At 58.1% G+C, this 18,814-nt stretch carries 19 protein-coding genes; 11 read left to right on the top strand and 8 right to left on the bottom strand.

Going from position 1 to position 18,814, the window contains the following annotated elements; genetic code table 11:
• Positions 1 to 6 precede the first annotated feature (6 nt).
• On the top strand, positions 7 to 1,158 hold the full coding sequence (locus HMPREF2820_RS04200) for a MalY/PatB family protein (protein ID WP_070602926.1): 1,152 nt from the start codon (positions 7 to 9) through the stop codon (positions 1,156 to 1,158).
• Positions 1,159 to 1,166: 8 nt separating this feature from the next.
• On the opposite strand, the gene HMPREF2820_RS04195 is transcribed toward HMPREF2820_RS04200, so the two are convergent.
• From HMPREF2820_RS04195 to HMPREF2820_RS04175, 4 genes are all read right to left on the bottom strand, one after another.
• Positions 1,167 to 2,525: an acid phosphatase gene (locus tag HMPREF2820_RS04195; protein WP_049170684.1), complete on the bottom strand. Its 1,359-nt coding sequence runs from the start codon at positions 2,523 to 2,525 to the stop codon at positions 1,167 to 1,169.
• Positions 2,526 to 2,805: 280 nt separating this feature from the next.
• Positions 2,806 to 3,672 carry a 3-hydroxybutyryl-CoA dehydrogenase gene (locus HMPREF2820_RS04185; RefSeq protein ID WP_070602923.1) on the bottom strand — a complete coding sequence of 289 codons (867 nt, stop codon included), beginning with the start codon at positions 3,670 to 3,672 and terminating at the stop codon, positions 2,806 to 2,808.
• A gap of 188 nt (positions 3,673 to 3,860) precedes the next feature.
• Positions 3,861 to 4,478, bottom strand: coding sequence for a hypothetical protein (locus HMPREF2820_RS04180; RefSeq protein WP_049189381.1), 618 nt, complete (start codon positions 4,476 to 4,478; stop codon positions 3,861 to 3,863).
• Positions 4,478 to 4,801: a putative quinol monooxygenase gene (locus HMPREF2820_RS04175; RefSeq protein ID WP_038629105.1), complete on the bottom strand. Its 324-nt coding sequence runs from the start codon at positions 4,799 to 4,801 to the stop codon at positions 4,478 to 4,480. The genes HMPREF2820_RS04180 and HMPREF2820_RS04175 overlap by 1 nt, the downstream gene beginning before the upstream one ends.
• A gap of 106 nt (positions 4,802 to 4,907) precedes the next feature.
• Between HMPREF2820_RS04175 and HMPREF2820_RS04170 the strand changes: the two genes are divergently transcribed.
• The gene (locus tag HMPREF2820_RS04170; protein ID WP_005510604.1) at positions 4,908 to 5,462 is read left to right on the top strand and encodes a gamma carbonic anhydrase family protein; all 555 of its coding nucleotides are present in this window, start codon (positions 4,908 to 4,910) and stop codon (positions 5,460 to 5,462) included.
• A gap of 62 nt (positions 5,463 to 5,524) precedes the next feature.
• Here the strand turns inward: HMPREF2820_RS04170 and HMPREF2820_RS04165 are convergent, their stop codons facing one another.
• Complete coding sequence (locus HMPREF2820_RS04165; protein ID WP_016423140.1) at positions 5,525 to 6,232, bottom strand: isochorismatase family protein; 708 nt, start codon at positions 6,230 to 6,232, stop codon at positions 5,525 to 5,527.
• A gap of 171 nt (positions 6,233 to 6,403) precedes the next feature.
• Between HMPREF2820_RS04165 and HMPREF2820_RS04160 the strand changes: the two genes are divergently transcribed.
• Positions 6,404 to 7,357, top strand: a complete 954-nt coding sequence (locus HMPREF2820_RS04160) for a DUF808 domain-containing protein (RefSeq protein WP_049189378.1) — start codon at positions 6,404 to 6,406, stop codon at positions 7,355 to 7,357.
• Here HMPREF2820_RS04160 and HMPREF2820_RS04155 read toward each other — a convergent pair.
• Both HMPREF2820_RS04155 and HMPREF2820_RS04150 read right to left on the bottom strand, forming a co-directional pair.
• A complete protein-coding gene (locus HMPREF2820_RS04155) occupies positions 7,354 to 7,803 on the bottom strand; it encodes a YchJ family protein (protein WP_088611608.1) in 450 nt (149 codons plus the stop codon). The genes HMPREF2820_RS04160 and HMPREF2820_RS04155 overlap by 4 nt on opposite strands.
• 167 nt (positions 7,804 to 7,970) lie before the next feature.
• Positions 7,971 to 9,404 (bottom strand): GuaB1 family IMP dehydrogenase-related protein, encoded by a 1,434-nt coding sequence (locus HMPREF2820_RS04150; protein ID WP_070602922.1) that lies wholly within the window; start codon positions 9,402 to 9,404, stop codon positions 7,971 to 7,973.
• Between the two features lie 152 nt (positions 9,405 to 9,556).
• Here HMPREF2820_RS04150 and HMPREF2820_RS04145 point away from each other — a divergent pair, with 152 nt between their 5' ends.
• The 5 genes from HMPREF2820_RS04145 (at position 9,557) to HMPREF2820_RS04125 (ending at position 14,922) form a co-directional block, all read left to right on the top strand.
• Entirely contained in the window at positions 9,557 to 10,807 is a 1,251-nt protein-coding gene (locus HMPREF2820_RS04145) for a glutaminase (RefSeq protein ID WP_070602919.1), read from the top strand.
• Positions 10,808 to 10,905: 98 nt separating this feature from the next.
• Positions 10,906 to 11,778 (top strand): patatin-like phospholipase family protein, encoded by an 873-nt coding sequence (locus HMPREF2820_RS04140; RefSeq protein WP_070602917.1) that lies wholly within the window; start codon positions 10,906 to 10,908, stop codon positions 11,776 to 11,778.
• A gap of 295 nt (positions 11,779 to 12,073) precedes the next feature.
• A complete protein-coding gene (locus HMPREF2820_RS04135; RefSeq protein WP_049189374.1) occupies positions 12,074 to 12,598 on the top strand; it encodes a CBS domain-containing protein in 525 nt (174 codons plus the stop codon).
• 51 nt (positions 12,599 to 12,649) lie between these two features.
• A complete protein-coding gene (locus HMPREF2820_RS04130) occupies positions 12,650 to 13,891 on the top strand; it encodes an MFS transporter (protein WP_070602915.1) in 1,242 nt (413 codons plus the stop codon).
• A gap of 146 nt (positions 13,892 to 14,037) precedes the next feature.
• Positions 14,038 to 14,922 (top strand): hypothetical protein, encoded by an 885-nt coding sequence (locus HMPREF2820_RS04125; RefSeq protein ID WP_070602914.1) that lies wholly within the window; start codon positions 14,038 to 14,040, stop codon positions 14,920 to 14,922.
• Between the two features lie 47 nt (positions 14,923 to 14,969).
• On the opposite strand, the gene HMPREF2820_RS04120 is transcribed toward HMPREF2820_RS04125, so the two are convergent.
• The gene (locus HMPREF2820_RS04120; RefSeq protein WP_049170665.1) at positions 14,970 to 15,464 is read right to left on the bottom strand and encodes a 2'-5' RNA ligase family protein; all 495 of its coding nucleotides are present in this window, start codon (positions 15,462 to 15,464) and stop codon (positions 14,970 to 14,972) included.
• Between the two features lie 371 nt (positions 15,465 to 15,835).
• Between HMPREF2820_RS04120 and HMPREF2820_RS10890 the strand changes: the two genes are divergently transcribed.
• From HMPREF2820_RS10890 to HMPREF2820_RS04105, 3 genes are all read left to right on the top strand, one after another.
• The gene (locus tag HMPREF2820_RS10890) at positions 15,836 to 16,111 is read left to right on the top strand and encodes an amphi-Trp domain-containing protein (protein ID WP_168164046.1); all 276 of its coding nucleotides are present in this window, start codon (positions 15,836 to 15,838) and stop codon (positions 16,109 to 16,111) included.
• Between the two features lie 260 nt (positions 16,112 to 16,371).
• Positions 16,372 to 16,680 carry a hypothetical protein gene (locus HMPREF2820_RS04110; RefSeq protein WP_070602909.1) on the top strand — a complete coding sequence of 103 codons (309 nt, stop codon included), beginning with the start codon at positions 16,372 to 16,374 and terminating at the stop codon, positions 16,678 to 16,680.
• A 284-nt stretch (positions 16,681 to 16,964) separates the two neighbouring features.
• Positions 16,965 to 18,689 (top strand): SulP family inorganic anion transporter, encoded by a 1,725-nt coding sequence (locus HMPREF2820_RS04105; protein ID WP_070602906.1) that lies wholly within the window; start codon positions 16,965 to 16,967, stop codon positions 18,687 to 18,689.
• The last annotated feature ends 125 nt before the right edge of the window (positions 18,690 to 18,814 follow it).

The following is an 18,814-nucleotide window of genomic DNA, read 5'->3' as shown; positions in this document are numbered from 1 at the left end:
GAAACTATGAGTGTAAATAACGCTGTCACTTTCCCCTCCCTCGATGAACTCCGCTCCCGCAGGACAGTCAAATGGACCGCATATTCACCGGACGTGCTGCCACTGTGGGTCGCCGAATCCGATGCCACAACCTGCCCTGCCGTCAGTGCCGCAATCGACGAGGCGTGTCAGCGCGAACAATTCGGATACCTCTCGCAGGACATCACCGCGCTTACGACCGCAACCGCGGACTTTTCTGCACAACGCTACGGATGGCGCCCGAACCCCGACAATATCTTTGCCGTCGCTGACGTCGTCCGCGGTGTCACACTCGCGGTTGAACGCTTCACCCGCCCCGATTCCGCAATTGTCGTCCCCACTCCCGCCTACATGCCGTTTTTCCAGGTAGGTCCCGCGCTGGGACGCGAGACAGTGTGCATTCCCACGCTTGCCGACGGCCCGGATCTCGGCGCCCTCGAACGCGCCTTCGCCGACGGTGCCGGTTGCCTGATCTTGTGTAACCCGAATAATCCTCTCGGCTTTACCTACTACCCCGAAAAACTGCGTGAGATTACCGATTTAGCCGCTCGCTTTGGTGCGCGCGTTATCTCAGACGAGATTCACGGCCCAGTTGTTCTAGATGGCACTCACACTCCAACCGCGTCGGTGTCGGATACTGCGGCGGCCGTGACTATCACGGTGACTGCTACCTCGAAGGGATGGAATACCGCCGGCCTCAAGTGTGCGCAGATCATCTTTAACGACGAAGATGCCAAAACCTGGCTGGAGCTGCCCTTCATTGTGCGCGAAGGCGCTTCTATTCTTGGTGTCGCCGCGGCCACCGCCGCCTACCGCGATGGTGTGCCCTGGTTGGACAATTTTGTCGATGTCCTGCGTACCAACCGTGAGACTCTGCAAACACGTTTGTCCACTATTGCGCCGCAGGCTCGCTTTACCCCACCGCAAGCGTCATTCTTGGCGTGGTTGGATTTGGGTGACGTGCCTGGTGTTGACAGCGATGACCCAGCTGCGTGGCTGGTTGAAAACGCCAAAATAGCACTCAACCCCGGCTTCGCATTCGGCGAAGGCGGGGCTGGACATGTGCGGCTTAACTTTGCGACCTCCCCGGAAATCCTCGGTGAGGCCCTGGACCGTCTTGACGCGGCCCTGCGCTTGTAGTTGACGTTTTAGTTGGTGACAGTGACGCTGCCGTCGGCGTTGACAACAACGTTGGCGGCCAGAGCGCGAGCCAGGTTCATGCGAACGTGCTGGCCCTCACCGTCAGTGCGATCGAGCGGGTAGCCGGATGGGATTGCGGTCTGAGCGAGGACGGAGCTGCGCTGTTCCTCAGTCAGCTGCGGGAAGCGGGTCTCCAGCAAACCTGCGTAACGCTTCGGAACAACAACTGGCTCGTTAGCCGGGCCAACCTGCTTGAAGTCGTAGGTCATGCGTTCGGTGTACTGCTGAACGGCAGCTGCGGTGCTCATGTACGGAGTGTCCTTGGCAACGCAGTTGGCGATGGTGTCGCCACAGCGGTACTCGAGCTCCGTACGCAGCTCATCCATGGCTTCTTCGATGAGTGGGCGGAACTCTGGGTCTGCCCAACGATCAGCTGCGGCCTGGTTGCCCATCATGCGGCCGCCCATAACGTCCAGCGGGTAGTGGACGCCCATGACAAGGCGAGAATGACCAGCCTCGGACGCACGCGCCTGAATTTGTGGTGCAACCTCCGGCAGCATCATGGCCAGCATGGTTGAAGTCCATGCAGCCTTGTTGGTGTGGCCCGACGGGTAGGACGGGGTGGTCGAGTACGGGTCGTCCTGACCTTCGCGGTAGTAGCGCTCGATGCGCTCCGGTGCCACCACAAACGGGCGATCGTAGCCGTAGACGTACTTCTCGAAGAAGGTCGAGCTGACCAGACCGCCACCGCGAGCAAGGTTGCCGGACAGCAGGGCCTTTACCTTCGGCAGGCGATCCTCGTCATAGGCATCACGGAAGTGCTGGCCCAGGTTTGCACCGAAAGCAGTGGAAATATTGGCCAGTGGGTCCAGGTAGTCGTCATCAAGAGCGAGTTCCTGTGCCTGCGGGTCATTCTTGGCAGCGTTGTTAATGCGGACGACCGTTTCGAGGTTCTGGTCCATAACCTCTGGGTGGTTCTTCTCCAGCTCCACGAAAGGATGCACAACGTAGAAGTAGAACCAGTTATCGGTGGCGGCATCCGACGGGTACGCGCGTGCAATCTGGTCCGGGCGATACGAGGTTGGCTTCGGCGCATTCGGGTCGGTGTTTTCACCGGAAGATGACGGCAGCGAGATGGAATCCGGGACCTCGAAGCCACCGCCGGGGAGCTTGATTCCCTCTGGAGCTGCCACATTAGCTGGAAGATCAGAAACAGAGTCCAGGCGGTTGCCGAGCTCGGCCAACGGGTTGACCGGAGCTGCCACGGCCGTTGCCGGTGTAAGCCCCATTACAACTGCCATTGCTGCGGTAGCAGCGCCGACGCGAGTACGTGTTGCAGTGCGCTTGTGCGGCTTCAAAGAAGACACTGAAGCATTCCTTTCCAGATTGCTGCGTGGGAGGCACCAGTTGTGAAGTGCTCTATAAGCCAAGGTCTGACAAAATCTTCACTTATGTTAAGCGCACTGTGAGGTTTCGGCGCGTTGAAAAGAAACAAGTTTTCAAAATGCTAGCGCCGATCGTGGGAGCTTTCCCCATCAGACTCCGGGTTTTCACTGATAAATGCATAAAAGAAACCGGTTGGCGGGATAAACGCCCGTCAACCGGTAAGAACTCAATACTCGCCCCAAACGGGGCTAAAAGCGTGGACTACTTGGAGTAGTCGTAGAAGCCACGGCCGGACTTGCGGCCGAAGTGACCCGCCTCAACCATGCGCTTGAGCAGCGGAGGTGCCGCGTAAGTCGGCTCCTTGTACTCATCGAACATGGCATCGGCAATGAACTTGATGGTGTCCAGACCAACCATGTCGGCCAGAGTCAGCGGACCCATCGGGTGCGCACAGCCATTGACCATTCCGGCATCGATGTCTTCTGCAGTAGCAATGCCGTCCTGCAGCATGCGAATAGCGCCGAGGATGTACGGAACCAGCAGGGCGTTAACAATGAAGCCCGAGCGATCCTTAGCGCGAATGACGGTCTTGCCCAGCGCCTCGGAAGCGTACTCGTACGCACGCTCCGACTGAACATCACCGGTCGTCAGAGTAACGACATGCTCTACCAGAGGCAGAACCGGAACCGGGTTGAAGAAGTGCAGACCCATGACGCGCTCCGGGCGCTTGGTAGCTGCAGCAATGGACTGAATCGGCAGCGAGGAGGTGTTGGAAGCCAGGATGGCATCTTCCGACTCAACAATCTCATCGAGCTGCGAGAATACGCTGGCCTTTACTTCCGGGTTCTCCACGATGGCCTCGATGACCAGCTCACGGTCAGCGAAGCCTTCCAGCTTGGTGGTGAAGCTAATACGTCCCAGAATCTCATCACGTGCAGACTGCTCTAGCTTGCCACGGGAAACGGCCTTATCCAGCGACTTTTCAATACGGGCGCGACCGGACTCAAGGAACTCCTCCTTGGCCTCCCAGACCTTGACATCGCTACCGGCCTTCGCACAGACCTCAATAATTCCGGAGCCCATCTGACCGGCGCCGACGATACCTACTCGCGAGATACTATTTGCCATTGGCGTGTTTTCCTACCTTCTACTCTGGGTTATTAGCCAGCATTGTGCTTCATCCGAGTGCGCATTCGCTTGACGACGATCACAGCGCACTGGCTTTATTTACACGCTACTCACTTCCCCGGTTCCCCGGGCACGCTTTGCAGGACTTTTTACTTGAATTTCCCCCCCCCACGAGCTTTGGGCAGCGGCTAGTACTGCATACGTTTTTCCAGCGCCTGCTGAATATCTTCCAGCTGCTGCTGAGAAGAGCGTGCCAACTCTTGCAGGTCGTTTCCGCCATGCTTTTCCAGCTCTTCCCACTGTCCGAGCATCTTATCCAGGCTGCCTTCCATCAACGTCAGATAAGCCATATCTGCGTGTGGCCCCTCCTCGTTCTCGAGGCGAGTCATGGTGGCGGTGTCGAGCTTGGTCTCCGACGGATCAACATCGACGCCGAGAGTCTTGACTAGCTGCGCTTCCTCTTCAGCAAAGATTGGCTCCGCCTGCTGCGCAATCTTTCGAGTCTCTTCCGAGACCGATTCCTTTGCAATCAGCGTCTGCGATGCTGTCTTCAGCGCCGCAGTATCTGCCGCCAGCTGAGCCAAGTTATCCCGAATGGCGGCAGTGGAGGCAACAGCACTCTGCTCCTGGCTTGACTGATTCTGGCTACCCTCGAGGGCTGCCTCATCGCTATCTCCACAAGCACTGAGACCAACGACGAGAGCAGAGGCCAGCACAGCGGAGCCAATACGCAGGCCACGCCCAATCAGAGAATAGGTGTCGCTGCTGGAAGCGGCTGCGCTATCGCGAATGGTGTCAGAGGACATTAGTCGACCTGCAGCTCGCCCATGCGATCCCAGTCCTGCTTATCAGGCAGCACCTGCGAGACAATCTTCGGGGTCTCAGCGAGCAGCGGCTTCATCGCCTCCAGGCCCTTGGCGAAGTGCTCGGAATTGACGTGGGCTTCACCAGCGTCATCATCGAACGCCTCGACGAGGATGTACTGGTTGGGGTCTTCTACGCTGCGGGACCATTCAAACCACTTGTTGCCAGCCTCTGCGCGGGTGGCAGCGGTGAACTCAGCGACGTGGTCCATCCATTCGTCGGCAAACTCCGGCTTAACTTGGTAATTCACAACGATAAAAATCATGTCGCCCACTGTATGCGCGTCCAAGCAGAATTGCACCCTTCGACGAATAGAGTTTCGCTGAGAATTTTTCTTACGCTGACCTCAGGTGACAGTTATATTGGTTTGTATGATGAACACTCCGCTCATTCTCACCTACCAAGATAAGACCCCACGCATTCATTCCAGCGCCTGGATTGCGCCCGGCGCGGTCATTATCGGTGATGTCGAAATCGGTGCGGATAGCTCCGTGTTCTACGGTTCTGTTCTCCGAGGAGACGTCGCACCAATCCGCATCGGCCAGCGCACCAATATTCAGGACAACTCCACAGTCCATGTCGACCGAGGCGTGCCCACGATTCTCGGCGATGATGTCACCGTCGGACACATGGCCTTGGTCCACGGCACCACGGTTGAAAATGGTTGCCTCATCGGCATGAAGTCCACCCTGCTTTCGCGTTCCCGTATCGGCGCTGGCAGCCTCATTGCTGCAGGTGCCGTGGTGTTGGAAGATCAGATTATCGACCCCAGGTCGCTGGCTGCAGGCGTTCCCGCCAAGGTGCGTCGTGAACTCTCCGCCGAGGAAGCAGAGGGCTTCATCGCCCATGCAGGGCGTTATGTGGAAACAGCGTCCAACCACCGCCACCTCCGCGAGGTCGACCTGGATATGGTGACTTTTAACTAGGCGGCTGCCGAGGCGCCTAGCTAAGCGGCTAGGCGGATTGTTTGACGGTCAGCGTCGCAGCACTACACCACTGTCGCGCCCGCCGCGGCCAATTCCGCTAGTGCAGCCTTGCCGCGCTCCGGGTCCACCGCCGCGACCTGATTGCTCAGAACACGAACGGAAAAGCCCTCCTTGAGGCCATCGAGCACTGTGGCGCGGACGCAGTGGTCAGTCGCAACTCCCACCACATCGATTTCTTCGATGTCAGAGGCGCGGAGAGCGTCGGCAAGCGAAACGCCAGCCTCCGTTGTTCCCTCGAAACCGGAGTAGGCGGCGGCGTACTCCCCTTTTGTGACATCGATACGCACAGCAGCGGGGTTGAGCTGCTCAAAAAACGCGATGGCGCGCTGCATGCCGGGGTGAATCTCTGCGCCCGGGGTACCTGCAACACAGTGTTTCGGCCAGGTATCGACGAAATCCGGGGTTTCAGAGAAGTGCGTGCCTGGGTCGATGTGATTGTCACGGGTGGTCGCAAGAACCGAGTACTTGTTAGCTGTGCCCGCAACATGCAGATATGTAGCGGTGTACGCTGCCTCAGCACCGTCGACGGCAAGTGCGCCACCCGCGGAAAAATCATTCTGAGCGTCGACGACTACCAGTGCCATGCGGGGACGCGCCGGGCGCTGCTGTTCCTCGGAGTGGGCGTCATTGCTGGTGTCTGCCTCGGTGCCAGCGTTATCCGAGTTGTCCGCATTGACCTGTCGGTAGATTTCGGAGAAGGAAGCGTTCATGGCCTATATCTTGCCACGTGCCCACGTTCAGAGGAGCACGTGAACTATCGACCGGACATCGACGCCCTACCGACAACACAGAGTCAATCCGGGAAAGCGGTTAAAATTGCTCCGGTAATTCTTTGATACGACGACGGCTCCTGGTCGCGTCCTCCAATACGGGAGGTTTTTATGGCAGGCGGACTTGTCGCGCTGCTTGACGACGTTGCCACGATTGCACGCGCTGCAGCGGCAACAACAGACGATATTGCGGCTGCGGCCGGCAAAGCTAGCGCTAAAGCCGCCGGTGTTGTGGTTGACGACGCTGCGGTGACACCTAAATTCGTCGAGGGTGTCTCGCCGAAACGCGAGCTGCCGATTATTTGGCGTATCGCCAAGGGCTCCTTGGTCAATAAAATTGTCATTATTCTGCCGATTGCATTGCTGCTAAGTCAGTTTCTGCCCTGGGCGCTGACGCCGATTTTGATGCTCGGTGGCTCCTACCTGTGCTTTGAGGGCATGGAAAAGGTCTGGGAGAAGATTAAGCACCGAATCTCTCCCGATCAGACTGAGCAGGAGCGGATGGAGGCGGCGACCAACCGCACACCACAGAATGAAGATTCCCTGGTGAAGTCTGCAATTTTCACAGACTTGATTCTCTCTGCGGAAATCATGGTGATCTCTCTCAATGAGGTCGCTGATCAGCCACTGCTCAATCGCGCGCTGATTCTTATTGTGGTCGCACTCATCATCACGCTTGCGGTCTACGGCGTGGTGGGCTTCTTGGTCAAGATTGATGATATTGGCCTGCACCTGCAGTCCAAGAAGTCAGCCGGTATCAGCAAGTTTGGTGCGGCGCTGGTCAAAGCCATGCCAATCGTTTTGAACACAATCGGTATTATCGGCACGTTTGCCATGCTGTGGGTCGGTGGCCACATCATGGTGGTCGGCCTCGACGAGCTGGGCTGGCACCTCCCCTACCAGCTGGTCCACAACCTTGAGCAGCTGTTTACCGGTGGCTTCCTCGGCTGGTTGGCCAACACCACCGGCTCACTGATTTTCGGCGCCATCTGGGGAGCAATCATTGTGGCGATTGTCGCCGTGCTGCCATTCGGCCACGGCAAGCACAACAAGTCTGACGCTTAGGAGTACGTGACCTCGCCGTCGACGTAGACCCAACGTCGCGCACGACGAACAAAACGGGAACGCTCGTGCATCGTACCGACACCGTCATGGTCATGAAAAGCCGCTTCAAATTCCACGATGCCTTCGCGGTCATCCTCGCCGCCATCGACAGCGTTGATGATGGTGAGTCCTTCCCATTCCACACCGTCATCGACATTGATAACTTCCGGGCGGTAGCGCGGATGCCACGTCCGCCAGATGTAATCCGCCTCGTGGGCAGCGTAAGCGCTGTACCTCGCTGCCATCAGCTCAGCTGCGGTCACCGCCTCCCGCTCACCGCGGTGCAGCGGGCCACAGCACTGCCCGTAGAGTCCCCCACCACACGGGCACAAATCGGAATCAGTAACGCGGGCGCGAGCGAAAAATGCGTTCCCGCTTCCTGCTCTAGCACCGTTTCCTGCTACCAATCCAGACTCCGTTACAGCACTGTTTTCTCTTATCTGCCGACCCATAATTGCCAGCCCCTCCCCAATCTCGCACGTGGTACTAAACACGTCCTAACAACGTCTTTACATACCTACCAATTGGCCCGCAGCACCGCTAGTCGGCTTAGCCCCGAGAGGCTTGACGACGGCTACCGCGTCGCCCTCGGCATTCCTTCCGCAAAGCCCGCAGCGGATTGAATTCCCACCACTGCCCGCTCAGCGAACTGCTCGATGGTGGCCGAACCCGCGTATGTGAACGAAGAACGTACACCCGAGATAATGCGATCGATCTGGTCCTCCACACCTTCGCGGCCTGGCTCCAGGTAGATTTTCGCAGTCGAGATGCCCTCTTCGAACATCTCGCGCCGAGCCTTCTCAAAGGCCTCTACCTGCGCATTTCGGCTCTCCACTGCGCGGTGTGAAGCCATACCGAAGGACTCCTTGAACATGCGCCCGTCGACGTCCTTCTGGACATCCCCTGGGGATTCGAAAGTACCGGCAAACCACGAGCCAATCATCACGTTGGACGCCCCCGCAGCCAGCGCGAGCGCAACATCGCGAGGATCCTTCACCCCACCGTCAGCCCAGACATGCACGCCACATTCCCGAGCAGCTGCAGCACATTCGAGCACGGCGGAGAACTGTGGACGCCCAACACCGGTCTGCATTCGGGTTGTGCACATCGCACCCGGACCGACGCCGACCTTAATAATGTCGGCTCCCGCCTCCGCTAGGTCGCGAACACCATCGGCGGTCACGACATTGCCAGCGGCAATTGGCACAGGTGGGTTGAGCGCGCGGACTCGTCGTAAAGCATGGAGCATCGATTCCTGATGACCGTGGGCGGTATCGACAACGAGCACGTCGGCACCTGCGTCGAGCAGTGTCTTCGCGCGCCCTTCAACATCACCGTTGATGCCGAGCGCCGCACCGACGCGGAGCTTGCCCTCCGCGTCGACAGCTGGCTTGTAAAGCGTCGCACGCAGCGCGCCCTTGCGGGTGAGAATGCCCACCAGCGCGCCATCGGCGTCCACCACTGGAGCGAGTTTGCGCCCGGATGCGGTGAGCTGGTCGAAAGCGTCACGGGGCTCAATATCGGCCGGAAGCGTAAATAGCGAAGTGGACATGAGCGTCCCCACCTGCGCAAAGTTGTCAACGCCCGCCAGATCACGGCCGGTAATCAGACCAACCGGTTTGTTGTCTTCCACCACCACTGCCGCACCGTGCGCGCGCTTCGGCAGAAGATGGCGCGCATACCCCGCGGTGTGGTGAGGCTTGACGACGATTGGAGTGTCGAAAACCAGCCCAGCGGACTTGACCTTGCGGATGGTCTCAGCGGCAATGTCAGCTGGGACGTCCTGCGGCAGGATGGCAATTCCGCCTCGGCGTGCGGTGGTTTCGGCCATCCGGCGACCGGAGATGGCCGTCATATTGGAGACGACAATCGGAATGGTTGTGCCGGTGCCATCATTGGTGGCCAAATCGACACCCATGCGAGAGCCGACGGATGACTTTGACGGCACCATGAAGACATCGCTGTAGGTCAACTCGTAGGGCGCGGACTGATTGTTGAGGAATTTCACACACCCCAGGATATGCCGATTTTTCCCGCACGCACGGTGAGAGTGCGCAGAGGTGAGCATCAGTGGCTGACCTCGCCTGGTGTAGGTTCGAACGGGACTCCGTTGACTCAACCGGGATTTTTCAGCCCAGGAAAGATGCTTAGCAAAATCTGATGAAAACGCCGATCAAAGATTACTTGTCCGAAATCGTCGAATCCGTCCGCCCCGATGAGTCTGGCGAGGTAGCGGACTATATTCCCACCCTTGCCCAAGCTAATCCCGACCGCCTGGCCCTTGCTATGACCACCGTGTCAGGGCGCACCTATACCGCTGGCGACACCGATGCTGAATTCACCATTCAATCGATGTCCAAGCCCTTCGCTTATGCCGCAGCCATCACCGAGCACGGCACAGACAAAATCGACAGCATTGTGGGCACCGAACCTTCCGGTGAGGCATTCAACGAGCTGTCGCTGGAGCAGGGCACGCACCGACCAAAGAATCCGATGATTAATGTCGGCGCACTGGCCATCAACCAGTTCATATGCCAGCCAGGTGCCAACTGGAAGACTCGCACCAAGCACATGGTGGAGCTTCTCTCGACTTTGGCTGGCCGTAAGCTCCGCGTTGACTACGATGCCTATGAAAGCGAAATGGACACTGCCCATCGAAACATGTCCATCGCACATATGCTGGCAGCTTACGGTTTCATCGAAACCACGCCCCACGATGCTGTCCGCGGCTACACCGCACAGTGCTCCGTGCTGGTCAACACTCGCGATGTCGCCATGATGACCGCAGTGTTGGCCAACGGTGGCGTTAACCCGGTCACCAATCAGACTGTGCTCGGCCGCTCGGTTGTTCGCAGAGTCTTGTCCGTGATGGCTATTGCCGGCATGTATGACGAGGCCGGTGAATGGTTTACCGAGGTCGGGATTCCCGCCAAGAGCGGTGTCGCCGGCGGCTTGCTGGGAGCGCTGCCTGGACAGGCGGGTCTCGCAGCCTTTTCGCCGCGATTGAACGACCACGGCAACAGCGTCCGCAGCATTGCCATCTTCCGGAAGCTCTCCGAAGATTTGGGTCTTCATCTCATGGATGCCGATGCGATTGGTTCGCGTGCGCTGCGCGGTACACGCGTCAGCAATGGCCGCTCGATCATCGAGATTCAGGGCCCAGTCAACTTCACTGCGGCCGAGATCATTCTCAACAGGTTGGCGACTTCCACACCGTCGGAAAGCGAAGTTGTCTTCGACGTCAGCCGCGTTGGCGTTGTCAACCCGGTGGGACGCACGTTGATTCTGGAAGCGATGCGACGTCTGAGCCACGAGGGCAAGGAGATCTTGTTCTACGACCCGGAGGGCGTACTGCCGAACCCAGATATGGGCGAGGGGCTGCTGCCGGTCATCCTCCAGGATGCGCCGTAAACTACGCTAACCGAAATCCAATATGGTGACGTTCGGGTAGTCTTGAACGATCGTAACGCCCGAAAAGCAGCAGCGCGAGAACAACCGGAGGGATGTAAATGCAGGTCAGCGATGTAGCATTAGTCTTCGAGGGTGGAGGGACTCGCAATAGTTACACGGCACCTTTCGTCGAACGGTTACTTCGCGAGGGCATCGATGTCGGCTGGGTCGGTGGCGTAAGCGCCGGCGCCTCTCACGTCGTCAATTACCTTTCCCAGGATATCCAGCGCTCTATAAAAAGCTTCACTGACTTCATCGCGCAGCCGGACAGCAGTGGCTGGCGCCCAATGTTGCGCGGACGCGGCTATTTCGATGCCGAGTACATCTACGAAGACGCGGGACTTCCCGACGGCGCCATGCCCCTGGATTACGAGACTTTTAAGAACAATCCAACTCCCTACCGGATTTCTGCTGTCCGAGCGGATACGGGCGAGACCATCAACTGGGGGCCAGACGATATCCCAGATCTACCTACGCTGATGAAGTACACTCGCGCCAGTTCGACGATTCCGGGTGTCATGCGTATGCCCTATATTGATGGCGTTCCGTTCGTCGACGGTGCACTGGGATCATCAGGTGGCATTCCCATTAATGCCGCCGAAGCAGATGGTTTCAAGAAGTTCCTCATCGTCCTGACTCGCCCGAAGGGATTCCGTCGCACCGCCCCTAAGCGCCCACAGCTACTGCGCCAGATTTTCCGCAGTAACCCGGTGGTGGCTGAGCTGCTTATCACTAGACACGAGCGCTACAACGCCTCTCTCGATTGGGCTGCTGAGCTTGAACGAAAAGGCCAAGCATATGTTTTCTACGCCAATAACATGAGTATCACAAAGGCGGAGCGGAGACGGTCGAAGCTGCTGCACAACTACGAGCTCGGCCGGGCGCAAACCGATGCCGAATGGCCAGCAATTCGAGAGTTCATGGGCTTATAACTTCCGCCACCTCTAGGAAGCTTTTCATTCATTCCTCTTTACTGTGTACGTAACCTTGTGTTAACCTTTGCGTAGCGAACAACCTCGTTAGGTAAGGCTCCTATATCCACATAGGCCGCTACCCTGCACTTCATCGAGAGTTTCGAAAGCCTCTCGAAGCAAGGTTCCATCTCAAGTGGCCACCTTTAGTTACGGCATTACATTGCCAACACTCTTAGGCGGGGAGCCATAATTTTTCAATCAACAGAAATTCCCTCCTAGCAAAGGAGCTGGGATACCTGGAAAAGGATCCACAATGACACAGACACAGAACACCATCGCCAACTTCTTCAAGCCGAAATCTTCAATCAGCCCGTACAGCCTCCTGCCTGACACCGTAAGCATGCACATGACGGATTCTTACATTGCGCTGCCGGAGGACATCACTGTCGGTGAGGCACTAAGCACCTACGCAGCCGAATTTGCTGGTCTCGATGACGATACCTGTGTCTTCCTCGTCGACGATGAAGGCTACCTGACCAGCGATATTACGCTGAAGGAACTCCGTGAGTACGCCGACCGCGATGCCTACATGAACACCGTCGGCGCCCCGGTGAAGGTCTTTGTCAAGCCCGAGGATCCAGCTGCAATCAGGGCTCGCCAGCTTATTGACGGGCCCCTCAGCGAGCTGCCCGTCGTCCGCAGCGGCAAGCTGGTAGGTGTCCTCACCGACCGCATCTCTGAGCGCATTCTTGGCAGGACAAAGGCAGCTAAGAAGTCAAAGAAGTCCAAGGGATTCTTCTCGCCGATTACCGCGTTTTTCGGCGCCGCCAATAACTAGGGCGACTAACTTGGGTAGACGACCCGAGCGACTCAATAGGCCAGCTAGCGTTTGTTAGCTGGCCTATTGTTGTTACCACACTGTTCTATCCCCACAGATGAGAGCCCTCAGGAGGCAACCGTGATACGAGACTGGATTCGGGTAGCCCTGGGCATGTTCGCGGTTGCGTTTGGAGCCAACCTCTTCGCACCACTCCTGCCCGCGTATCGAATAACCGATGCTCTCAACCAGTCCCAGGTCACCTTTCTCTTCGCCATCTACGTCGCAGGACTCATCCCCGCGCTACTCATCTGCGGCCCACTTTCCGACCGGCTCGGCCGTCGCGCCATCATCCGGCCTGCACTCATAACCTCTGCCGTTGGCTCAGCCGTGCTACTCACCGGCGTCTGGTTCCACTTCCCATCACTTCTGGTAGGACGTCTTATCATCGGCATTTCGATGGGCATGGTAATGGCCGCCGGTGCCTCGTGGATCAAAGAAATTGCGCCCGTCGCACCTCAAATTTCCGCCCGGCGCGCAACCGTTGCGCTCTCCGCCGGATTCTCCCTCGGCCCCCTGGCTTCCGGGTTGGTCGCAGAATTCACTCCGCGCCCTGATGTCATCCCCTATCTTGTTCATCTCGCACTGTTGCTTAGCATCACACCACTGACATGGAACGCCTCCGGCGGATTACCGGCGGCAGGGCACAGCGACTCTCCGCAACGGTTCTTCTCCTCCGCCACTCTAAGCCCGAGGTTCCTGTGGGCAGTCGCCGCTTGGGCACCGTGGGTCTTCGGCGCTGCATGCACATCCTTCGTCGTCCTGCCGACAATCGCCGAATCCCGCTACCCCATCGCCTTCGCAGGACTCATCGCCTGCCTTACGATGGGCACCGGTGTTCTGGTGCAACCACTGGTCACTCGCATCAGTTCCAGCAGCTTTATCCCGCCAGCTATTTTCGGTCTTGGCTTAACGACGGTCGGAATGCTGCTCAGCCTCATCGTCGCACTCACCCAGAATGTGTGGAGCGTTTTCCCCGCTGCCCTGGCTCTCGGTGCCGCGTACGGCGTGATGATGGTCTCCGGCCTCCGCGAAGTGCAAATTATCGCACCGCCAGCCGAGTTGGGTGCTGCCACCGCTATTTACTATTCGCTGACCTATGTTGGTTTCTTCGCCCCTTTTGTTATTTCTTTCGCAGCACCGAAATTCGGATTCGTGCCCGTTTTCATCTTCGGTGCGATTGTTGCGTTGGTATCCACGTATCCCGTGGCAAAGGTTGCACAGTCTGCGGTGAGGTCCGACGGAGCGTCGTAAAGCAGACGCGACTGAAATTCTTGTTTTTGGGAAGCGTGCCGAGGCGAGCTCTTGTATTCTTTCTTTCACAAAATATTGGCTCCGGCTCAGGACATCTGAGCAGGTTGCATAGGTTGTTGAAATTCAGCTCGATGGAATGAGGAATCATGAAGCAGCGCAGCTCTGGAATGTGGAAGAAAATTGCGACAACCGTCGTCGCAGGTTGTACAAGCGCCGCCCTGCTCACCGCATGCGGCTCGGGGGAAGAAAGCAGCAATGCCGGTGGCGAGGCAGGCAAAGAGTCGACCAGCAAGATGACGAAGGCAGACGGGTCAGCTCCAGCTGCAGCCGAAGATCAGCTCCTGCTCACTAATGAAGTTCAAGGTGTGGACTTCTCCAACAACAGGATTAATGGGTACAAGGACGCAATGGAGATGTTTTCGGAGGATTCTTTAGATATAGAGCCGGCCGAATGTGCCACTTTCATCAAGCCAACGGAAGAATTGGAGCGAGCTGTCAGTTCTTTCGCTAATTTGGACGCGGAAAAGGTCACCATCGCTGTCTCAGTATTGAAGAACCCTCAGACCTACCAGGAGTACACAGATGTTCTTAACAAGTGCTCTGAGGTGACCGCTTCGATGGATGCTTCCGACCTCGTAAACGAATCCATGGAAGGCCAGGAACTTCCTCCTGAGGCGCAGGAGATGCTCAATGACATGGATATGACAACCACCATGAAAATGCACCGGGAAAAGTGGGAGCCGGATCTTTCCGTCAAGCCAGATGAGCTCACTGCACACGCGACAGTTGTGGACATTAGCTCCGGTGGCACTAATACTGATGCCACCAGCTACGACATTGTCGGCGTTGTCAATGGCGTGATGGTGATGGTGTCCGCTGCCCCGATTCCAGACGTTCCATCAACCGGCGCGGAAAATGCGACACAACCGATGGAACTTGCACAGGCGACCCCAGAGTCCAAGGAAGCGGCAAAGAAGCGCGCCTTGGAGGTCTTCGATGCCCAGGCAAAGAAGATTATGGACGCCGCTTAGTGGCCGCTTGGCTGCGCTGCTTTTGAAAAGTTGCGGCGTGCGGCGCGCTAAAACTCCGTTAATTCCTGCACTTTGGGGCTCCAGAACGCAGCGCGTGGTGCACTAAGAGTTTTGAAGTGCGGGCTTGTTAGTTCATCAAGAGCCCGGACGTAACCGGGAACCATATCCCGCGGGATTCGCAGCCCCATAGTCAGGTGCGGAATCCAGCGGGAGCCGCGACCTTCAGGGTTAAGACGACTGATCTCACGAGCGGCTTCTTCCAGCTCATCGCTTGTTTCTAATAACCATGCGACAGTCTGTTTACTCTTTGTGCCGAACACTACCGTTCCTACCCTGCGGAATTCCGCAGGCATCAGCGGTGGGAGAATTTCGGCTGCTCGTTGGATTACCTCCGGGCTCATGGTCGGTGCGAAGGTGACAGTGATGTGGGGCTTTTGATTCTGCTGCGGGAATCCACGCTCTGCCAGTTGCACAAATATCTCTTTAACCTGCGCCTCTTGCTCAGGCAGAAGGTACATCAGGATGTTGTCGGGTGACACCATGTGACGTTTACTCCTCCCCTATTGCTGTCGGTCAACACGTTTGAGGCGCTACCCAAGGGCGCCGTTACTAGAGCTCCTCACCTAAGGCACTTAGGACCTTGCACCCCAGAGCATAGCGTAGGGATTTTCCACAATTTATAACCTACCTATAGAAATTTCTAGCCTCTTGTTATTTAGCCCGGTAAAAACCACTTTTTATTGGGATAATGGGGATAGACAGGCTTCCTGAAAGCTTTCTAGACCATCTTCAAAGACAGTGTGGAGTGACGGCCGATTCTCCACACTGCACAAATACCTACACGGCTGGAAAGGTAAGTAAAGACATGGCACCGAAACCTAAAAAAATTACACCCCCGAAGAATCAAAAGCTGGTGAAGAGCAAGGCAAGCTTCAGCCGCGATGAGCTCGCGGATTTGCTGGAGACGCTGGCAGCTCGCATCCGCGCCGGGGAAATGACTCTCGGCACTGGTGAGTCCACGGTGACGATGACCATGCCGACATCGTTTAATACCACGATGGGAGTCGTCGATTCCCGAAAGCGTGCTGGCATCGAGCGCGAGCTGGAGCTGGAAATTGACTGGATGGTCGACGAGGCTGGCGAGCCCGTTGAAAAACCTGGACCAGCATCTGGCTTCGCAATCTCCTAGCAGGCTTGTTGCTGCCCGGTTTTGTTCCGCGCAGTATTGACTGAGCAAAAGGCGACTTCGGAAGTGTCTTCCGGAGTCGCCTTTTGTCTTGGCTTCTAATTCTGCAGGCTTTACGCCTTAAGCACGTATCGCAGAATCTCTACAACCTGGTCGGTCGTCGTGCACCACGCCGAATACACCCGCCATACACCCACGCCTACCCACATCGCATGAGGTGACGCTAACCTAATTCGGGAAAATCCGCGACGAAGGGAACGCGCATGGCCAAGGGCAAGAAAGGCGACAAGGGCAAGAAGAAGCACGCCGCCAAAACCAAGAAAAAGGCTGCGGCAACGACCTCGCTACGCCTGCCCGAATACTCGAAGGCCGAGGCCAAGGCCGCGAAAAAGCTCGCCGGCAAGGACCCCTTCAAACTGGCCGCAATGACGCCGAAGAAGAAGTGCTGCAAATCCGGCATCCGCTGCCTGCGCTGCCCCGTGGTGCTACACAAGCTCAATCGCGAGATCAAAAACGGCGAAGTCGACCACGCCGCCCTGCTGCTCGTCGCCGCGAAAGCCCGGATCCGGTAGCCGGCCCTCGCCCCCCAGCCCGCCGTCGGGCCCGTCCTATGAGCAGTGGTGTCGCGCACTGTATGGCACTGGTACCGATTCTCCCGGGCTGTCTGCTCTTCGGACACCGGCTCACACGCGTCACTCCAAGCACCGCGACAACGCTCCAGCGAACTCCCGCCAGGTCAGGAAGTTTTATTCCGTCGACATGAGGCCTCGGCCAGAACCGAGAATGCGGCCGTCGGAGGATGACACCTTGTGTATCCTTTGAGTGTCATTGAGCCCTGAAGGAGCAAGAAAGTAGCATGACCCGCCCCTCCTCCGCCGCCTCTACGGTGGGCTTCCAATCTCGTGCCCTGCGTTTCGCACCGCGCCGCTCGGACTGGTCCCGCGCGACGATTGGGCGCGACCTCTCGGCAGGCCTCATGGTGGCCCTCGTCGCACTCCCCCTCGCGCTCGGCTTCGGCGTTGCGTCCGGTGTCGGCGCGGCGGCCGGAATTACGACGGCCATCGTTGCGGGTATCCTGGCCGCGATCTTCGGCGGTAGTAACGTCCAAGTAAGCGGCCCGACCGGCGCAATGACCGTCGTGTTAATCCCCATCGTGGCCAACCATGGTGCCGATGGGGTTCTCGTCGTCGGCGTGCTGGCAGGGCTCATGCTGCTCGTACTGGCGTTCACCGGCGCTGGCCGCGCGATGAAGTACATGCCACTACCTGTCGTCGAAGGTTTCACCGCCGGTATTGCGTTAATCATCGGCTTACAACAGCTGCCTGCAGCACTTGGTGTTGACGTGGAGGGCGAGAAAGTCCTCGGGTTGGCGTGGGGCTCAATCAATGCTTGGTTAGATACTCCGGCATGGCAGGCGCCCGTGATGACCCTTGCAGTAGCGGCTGGAATCGTGCTTGCTGCGCGCGTCCGTAGTGGCTTCCCCGCGGCGCTAGTGTTGGTAGCTGCAGCAACGGCCATCAACATGCTGGCAGACAGCGGCCTGAAGACAATCGGCTACATCCCGTCGACATTGCCTGCTCCGCGCTGGCCAGAGATTCCGTGGGAGCACCTGGATTCCTTGCTGTTTGCAGCGGTCGCCGTCGCAGCTCTCGGTGCGCTGGAATCGTTGCTGTCTGCGACGGTTGCCGACGCAATGACTGTCGGCGACCGGCACGATCCCGACCGCGAACTCTTCGGGCAGGGCGTGGCCAACGTCGTCGCGCCCCTGTTCGGCGGGATTCCCGCAACCGCCGCGATTGCCCGAACTGCCGTCAACGTGCGTGCAGGCGCAGGCACACGCCTGGCAGCGGTGTTCCATTCGCTGCTCCTGCTCGTGGCCGTGCTCGTCGCGGCCCGGTGGGTGGGCGAGATTCCTCTCGCCGCGCTCGCCGGCGTGCTCATCGCCACTGCGATTCAGATGATCCACCCGCGGAACCTCCGCTCGGTGATACGCGCCACCAAGGGCGACGGGGCGACCCTGCTCATCACAGCTGCCGCCACCGTCGTGTTCGACCTTGTCGTCGCCGTACTCATCGGCCTTGTAATGGCGGGCTTCTTCGCACTGCGCGAGACCGCCCGCACTGCGGTGTTGGAAGCCGCCCCACTAGACGAGGGAGACCACCGCGACAAGGAACGCGAGCTCCTCGACGAGCACATCGCCGCCTTCCGTATGGAAGGCCCCCTCTTCTTTGGCGCAGCGCACGATTTCCTCCTCGAGCTCGCTGATGCCTCGTCGGTCAAGGTTGTCGTACTCCGCATGCGCTACGTCACGACGATCGACGCCACTGGCGCCCAGATGCTCGCCGACACAATCGGGCACCTCGAACGCCGTGGCACCACGGTCTTACTCGCAGCCACGAAACCCGAACATATTCCTGTGTTGCGCGAACTCGGCGTATTCGACCAGCTTGCGCACGGGAATCACGTCTTCGACAACACCCCTGACGCCATCGCCCACGCCCGACTGCATGCCTCACGCATTCAGCACGAAGAGTCTGATGGCACATCCGCAGCATCGCAAAGCAATCAGCACGACGAGTAGCGCTGTCGAACCTGTGGTCGTGAAGCCAAGTTCTAAGGTGACGACTCACGCTACCGCCATAATGTGAAGCGCCAATGACGCTAAACATTAAATTTGAACTCCACCGAGTTCCGGCGCGTAACGCC

The organism is Corynebacterium sp. HMSC064E08 (assembly GCF_001811805.1).
In the GTDB taxonomy this organism is placed as follows: Bacteria; Actinomycetota; Actinomycetes; order Mycobacteriales; family Mycobacteriaceae; genus Corynebacterium; species Corynebacterium jeikeium_D.
This window is presented reverse-complemented; position numbering and strand designations above follow the sequence as displayed.

Excerpts from the sequence above, each read along its gene's own strand:
- HMPREF2820_RS04200 (WP_070602926.1), top strand. The coding sequence starts at position 7 with ATGAGTGTAAATAACGCTGTCACTTTCCCCTCCCTCGATGAACTCCGC.
- HMPREF2820_RS04185 (WP_070602923.1), bottom strand. The coding sequence starts at position 3,672 with ATGGCAAATAGTATCTCGCGAGTAGGTATCGTCGGCGCCGGTCAGATG.
- HMPREF2820_RS04180 (WP_049189381.1), bottom strand. The coding sequence starts at position 4,478 with ATGTCCTCTGACACCATTCGCGATAGCGCAGCCGCTTCCAGCAGCGAC.
- HMPREF2820_RS04175 (WP_038629105.1), bottom strand. The coding sequence starts at position 4,801 with ATGATTTTTATCGTTGTGAATTACCAAGTTAAGCCGGAGTTTGCCGAC.
- HMPREF2820_RS04170 (WP_005510604.1), top strand. The coding sequence starts at position 4,908 with ATGATGAACACTCCGCTCATTCTCACCTACCAAGATAAGACCCCACGC.
- HMPREF2820_RS04165 (WP_016423140.1), bottom strand. The coding sequence starts at position 6,232 with ATGAACGCTTCCTTCTCCGAAATCTACCGACAGGTCAATGCGGACAAC.
- HMPREF2820_RS04160 (WP_049189378.1), top strand. The coding sequence starts at position 6,404 with ATGGCAGGCGGACTTGTCGCGCTGCTTGACGACGTTGCCACGATTGCA.
- HMPREF2820_RS04145 (WP_070602919.1), top strand. The coding sequence starts at position 9,557 with ATGAAAACGCCGATCAAAGATTACTTGTCCGAAATCGTCGAATCCGTC.
- HMPREF2820_RS04140 (WP_070602917.1), top strand. The coding sequence starts at position 10,906 with ATGCAGGTCAGCGATGTAGCATTAGTCTTCGAGGGTGGAGGGACTCGC.
- HMPREF2820_RS04135 (WP_049189374.1), top strand. The coding sequence starts at position 12,074 with ATGACACAGACACAGAACACCATCGCCAACTTCTTCAAGCCGAAATCT.
- HMPREF2820_RS04125 (WP_070602914.1), top strand. The coding sequence starts at position 14,038 with ATGAAGCAGCGCAGCTCTGGAATGTGGAAGAAAATTGCGACAACCGTC.
- HMPREF2820_RS04120 (WP_049170665.1), bottom strand. The coding sequence starts at position 15,464 with ATGGTGTCACCCGACAACATCCTGATGTACCTTCTGCCTGAGCAAGAG.
- HMPREF2820_RS04110 (WP_070602909.1), top strand. The coding sequence starts at position 16,372 with ATGGCCAAGGGCAAGAAAGGCGACAAGGGCAAGAAGAAGCACGCCGCC.
- HMPREF2820_RS04105 (WP_070602906.1), top strand. The coding sequence starts at position 16,965 with ATGACCCGCCCCTCCTCCGCCGCCTCTACGGTGGGCTTCCAATCTCGT.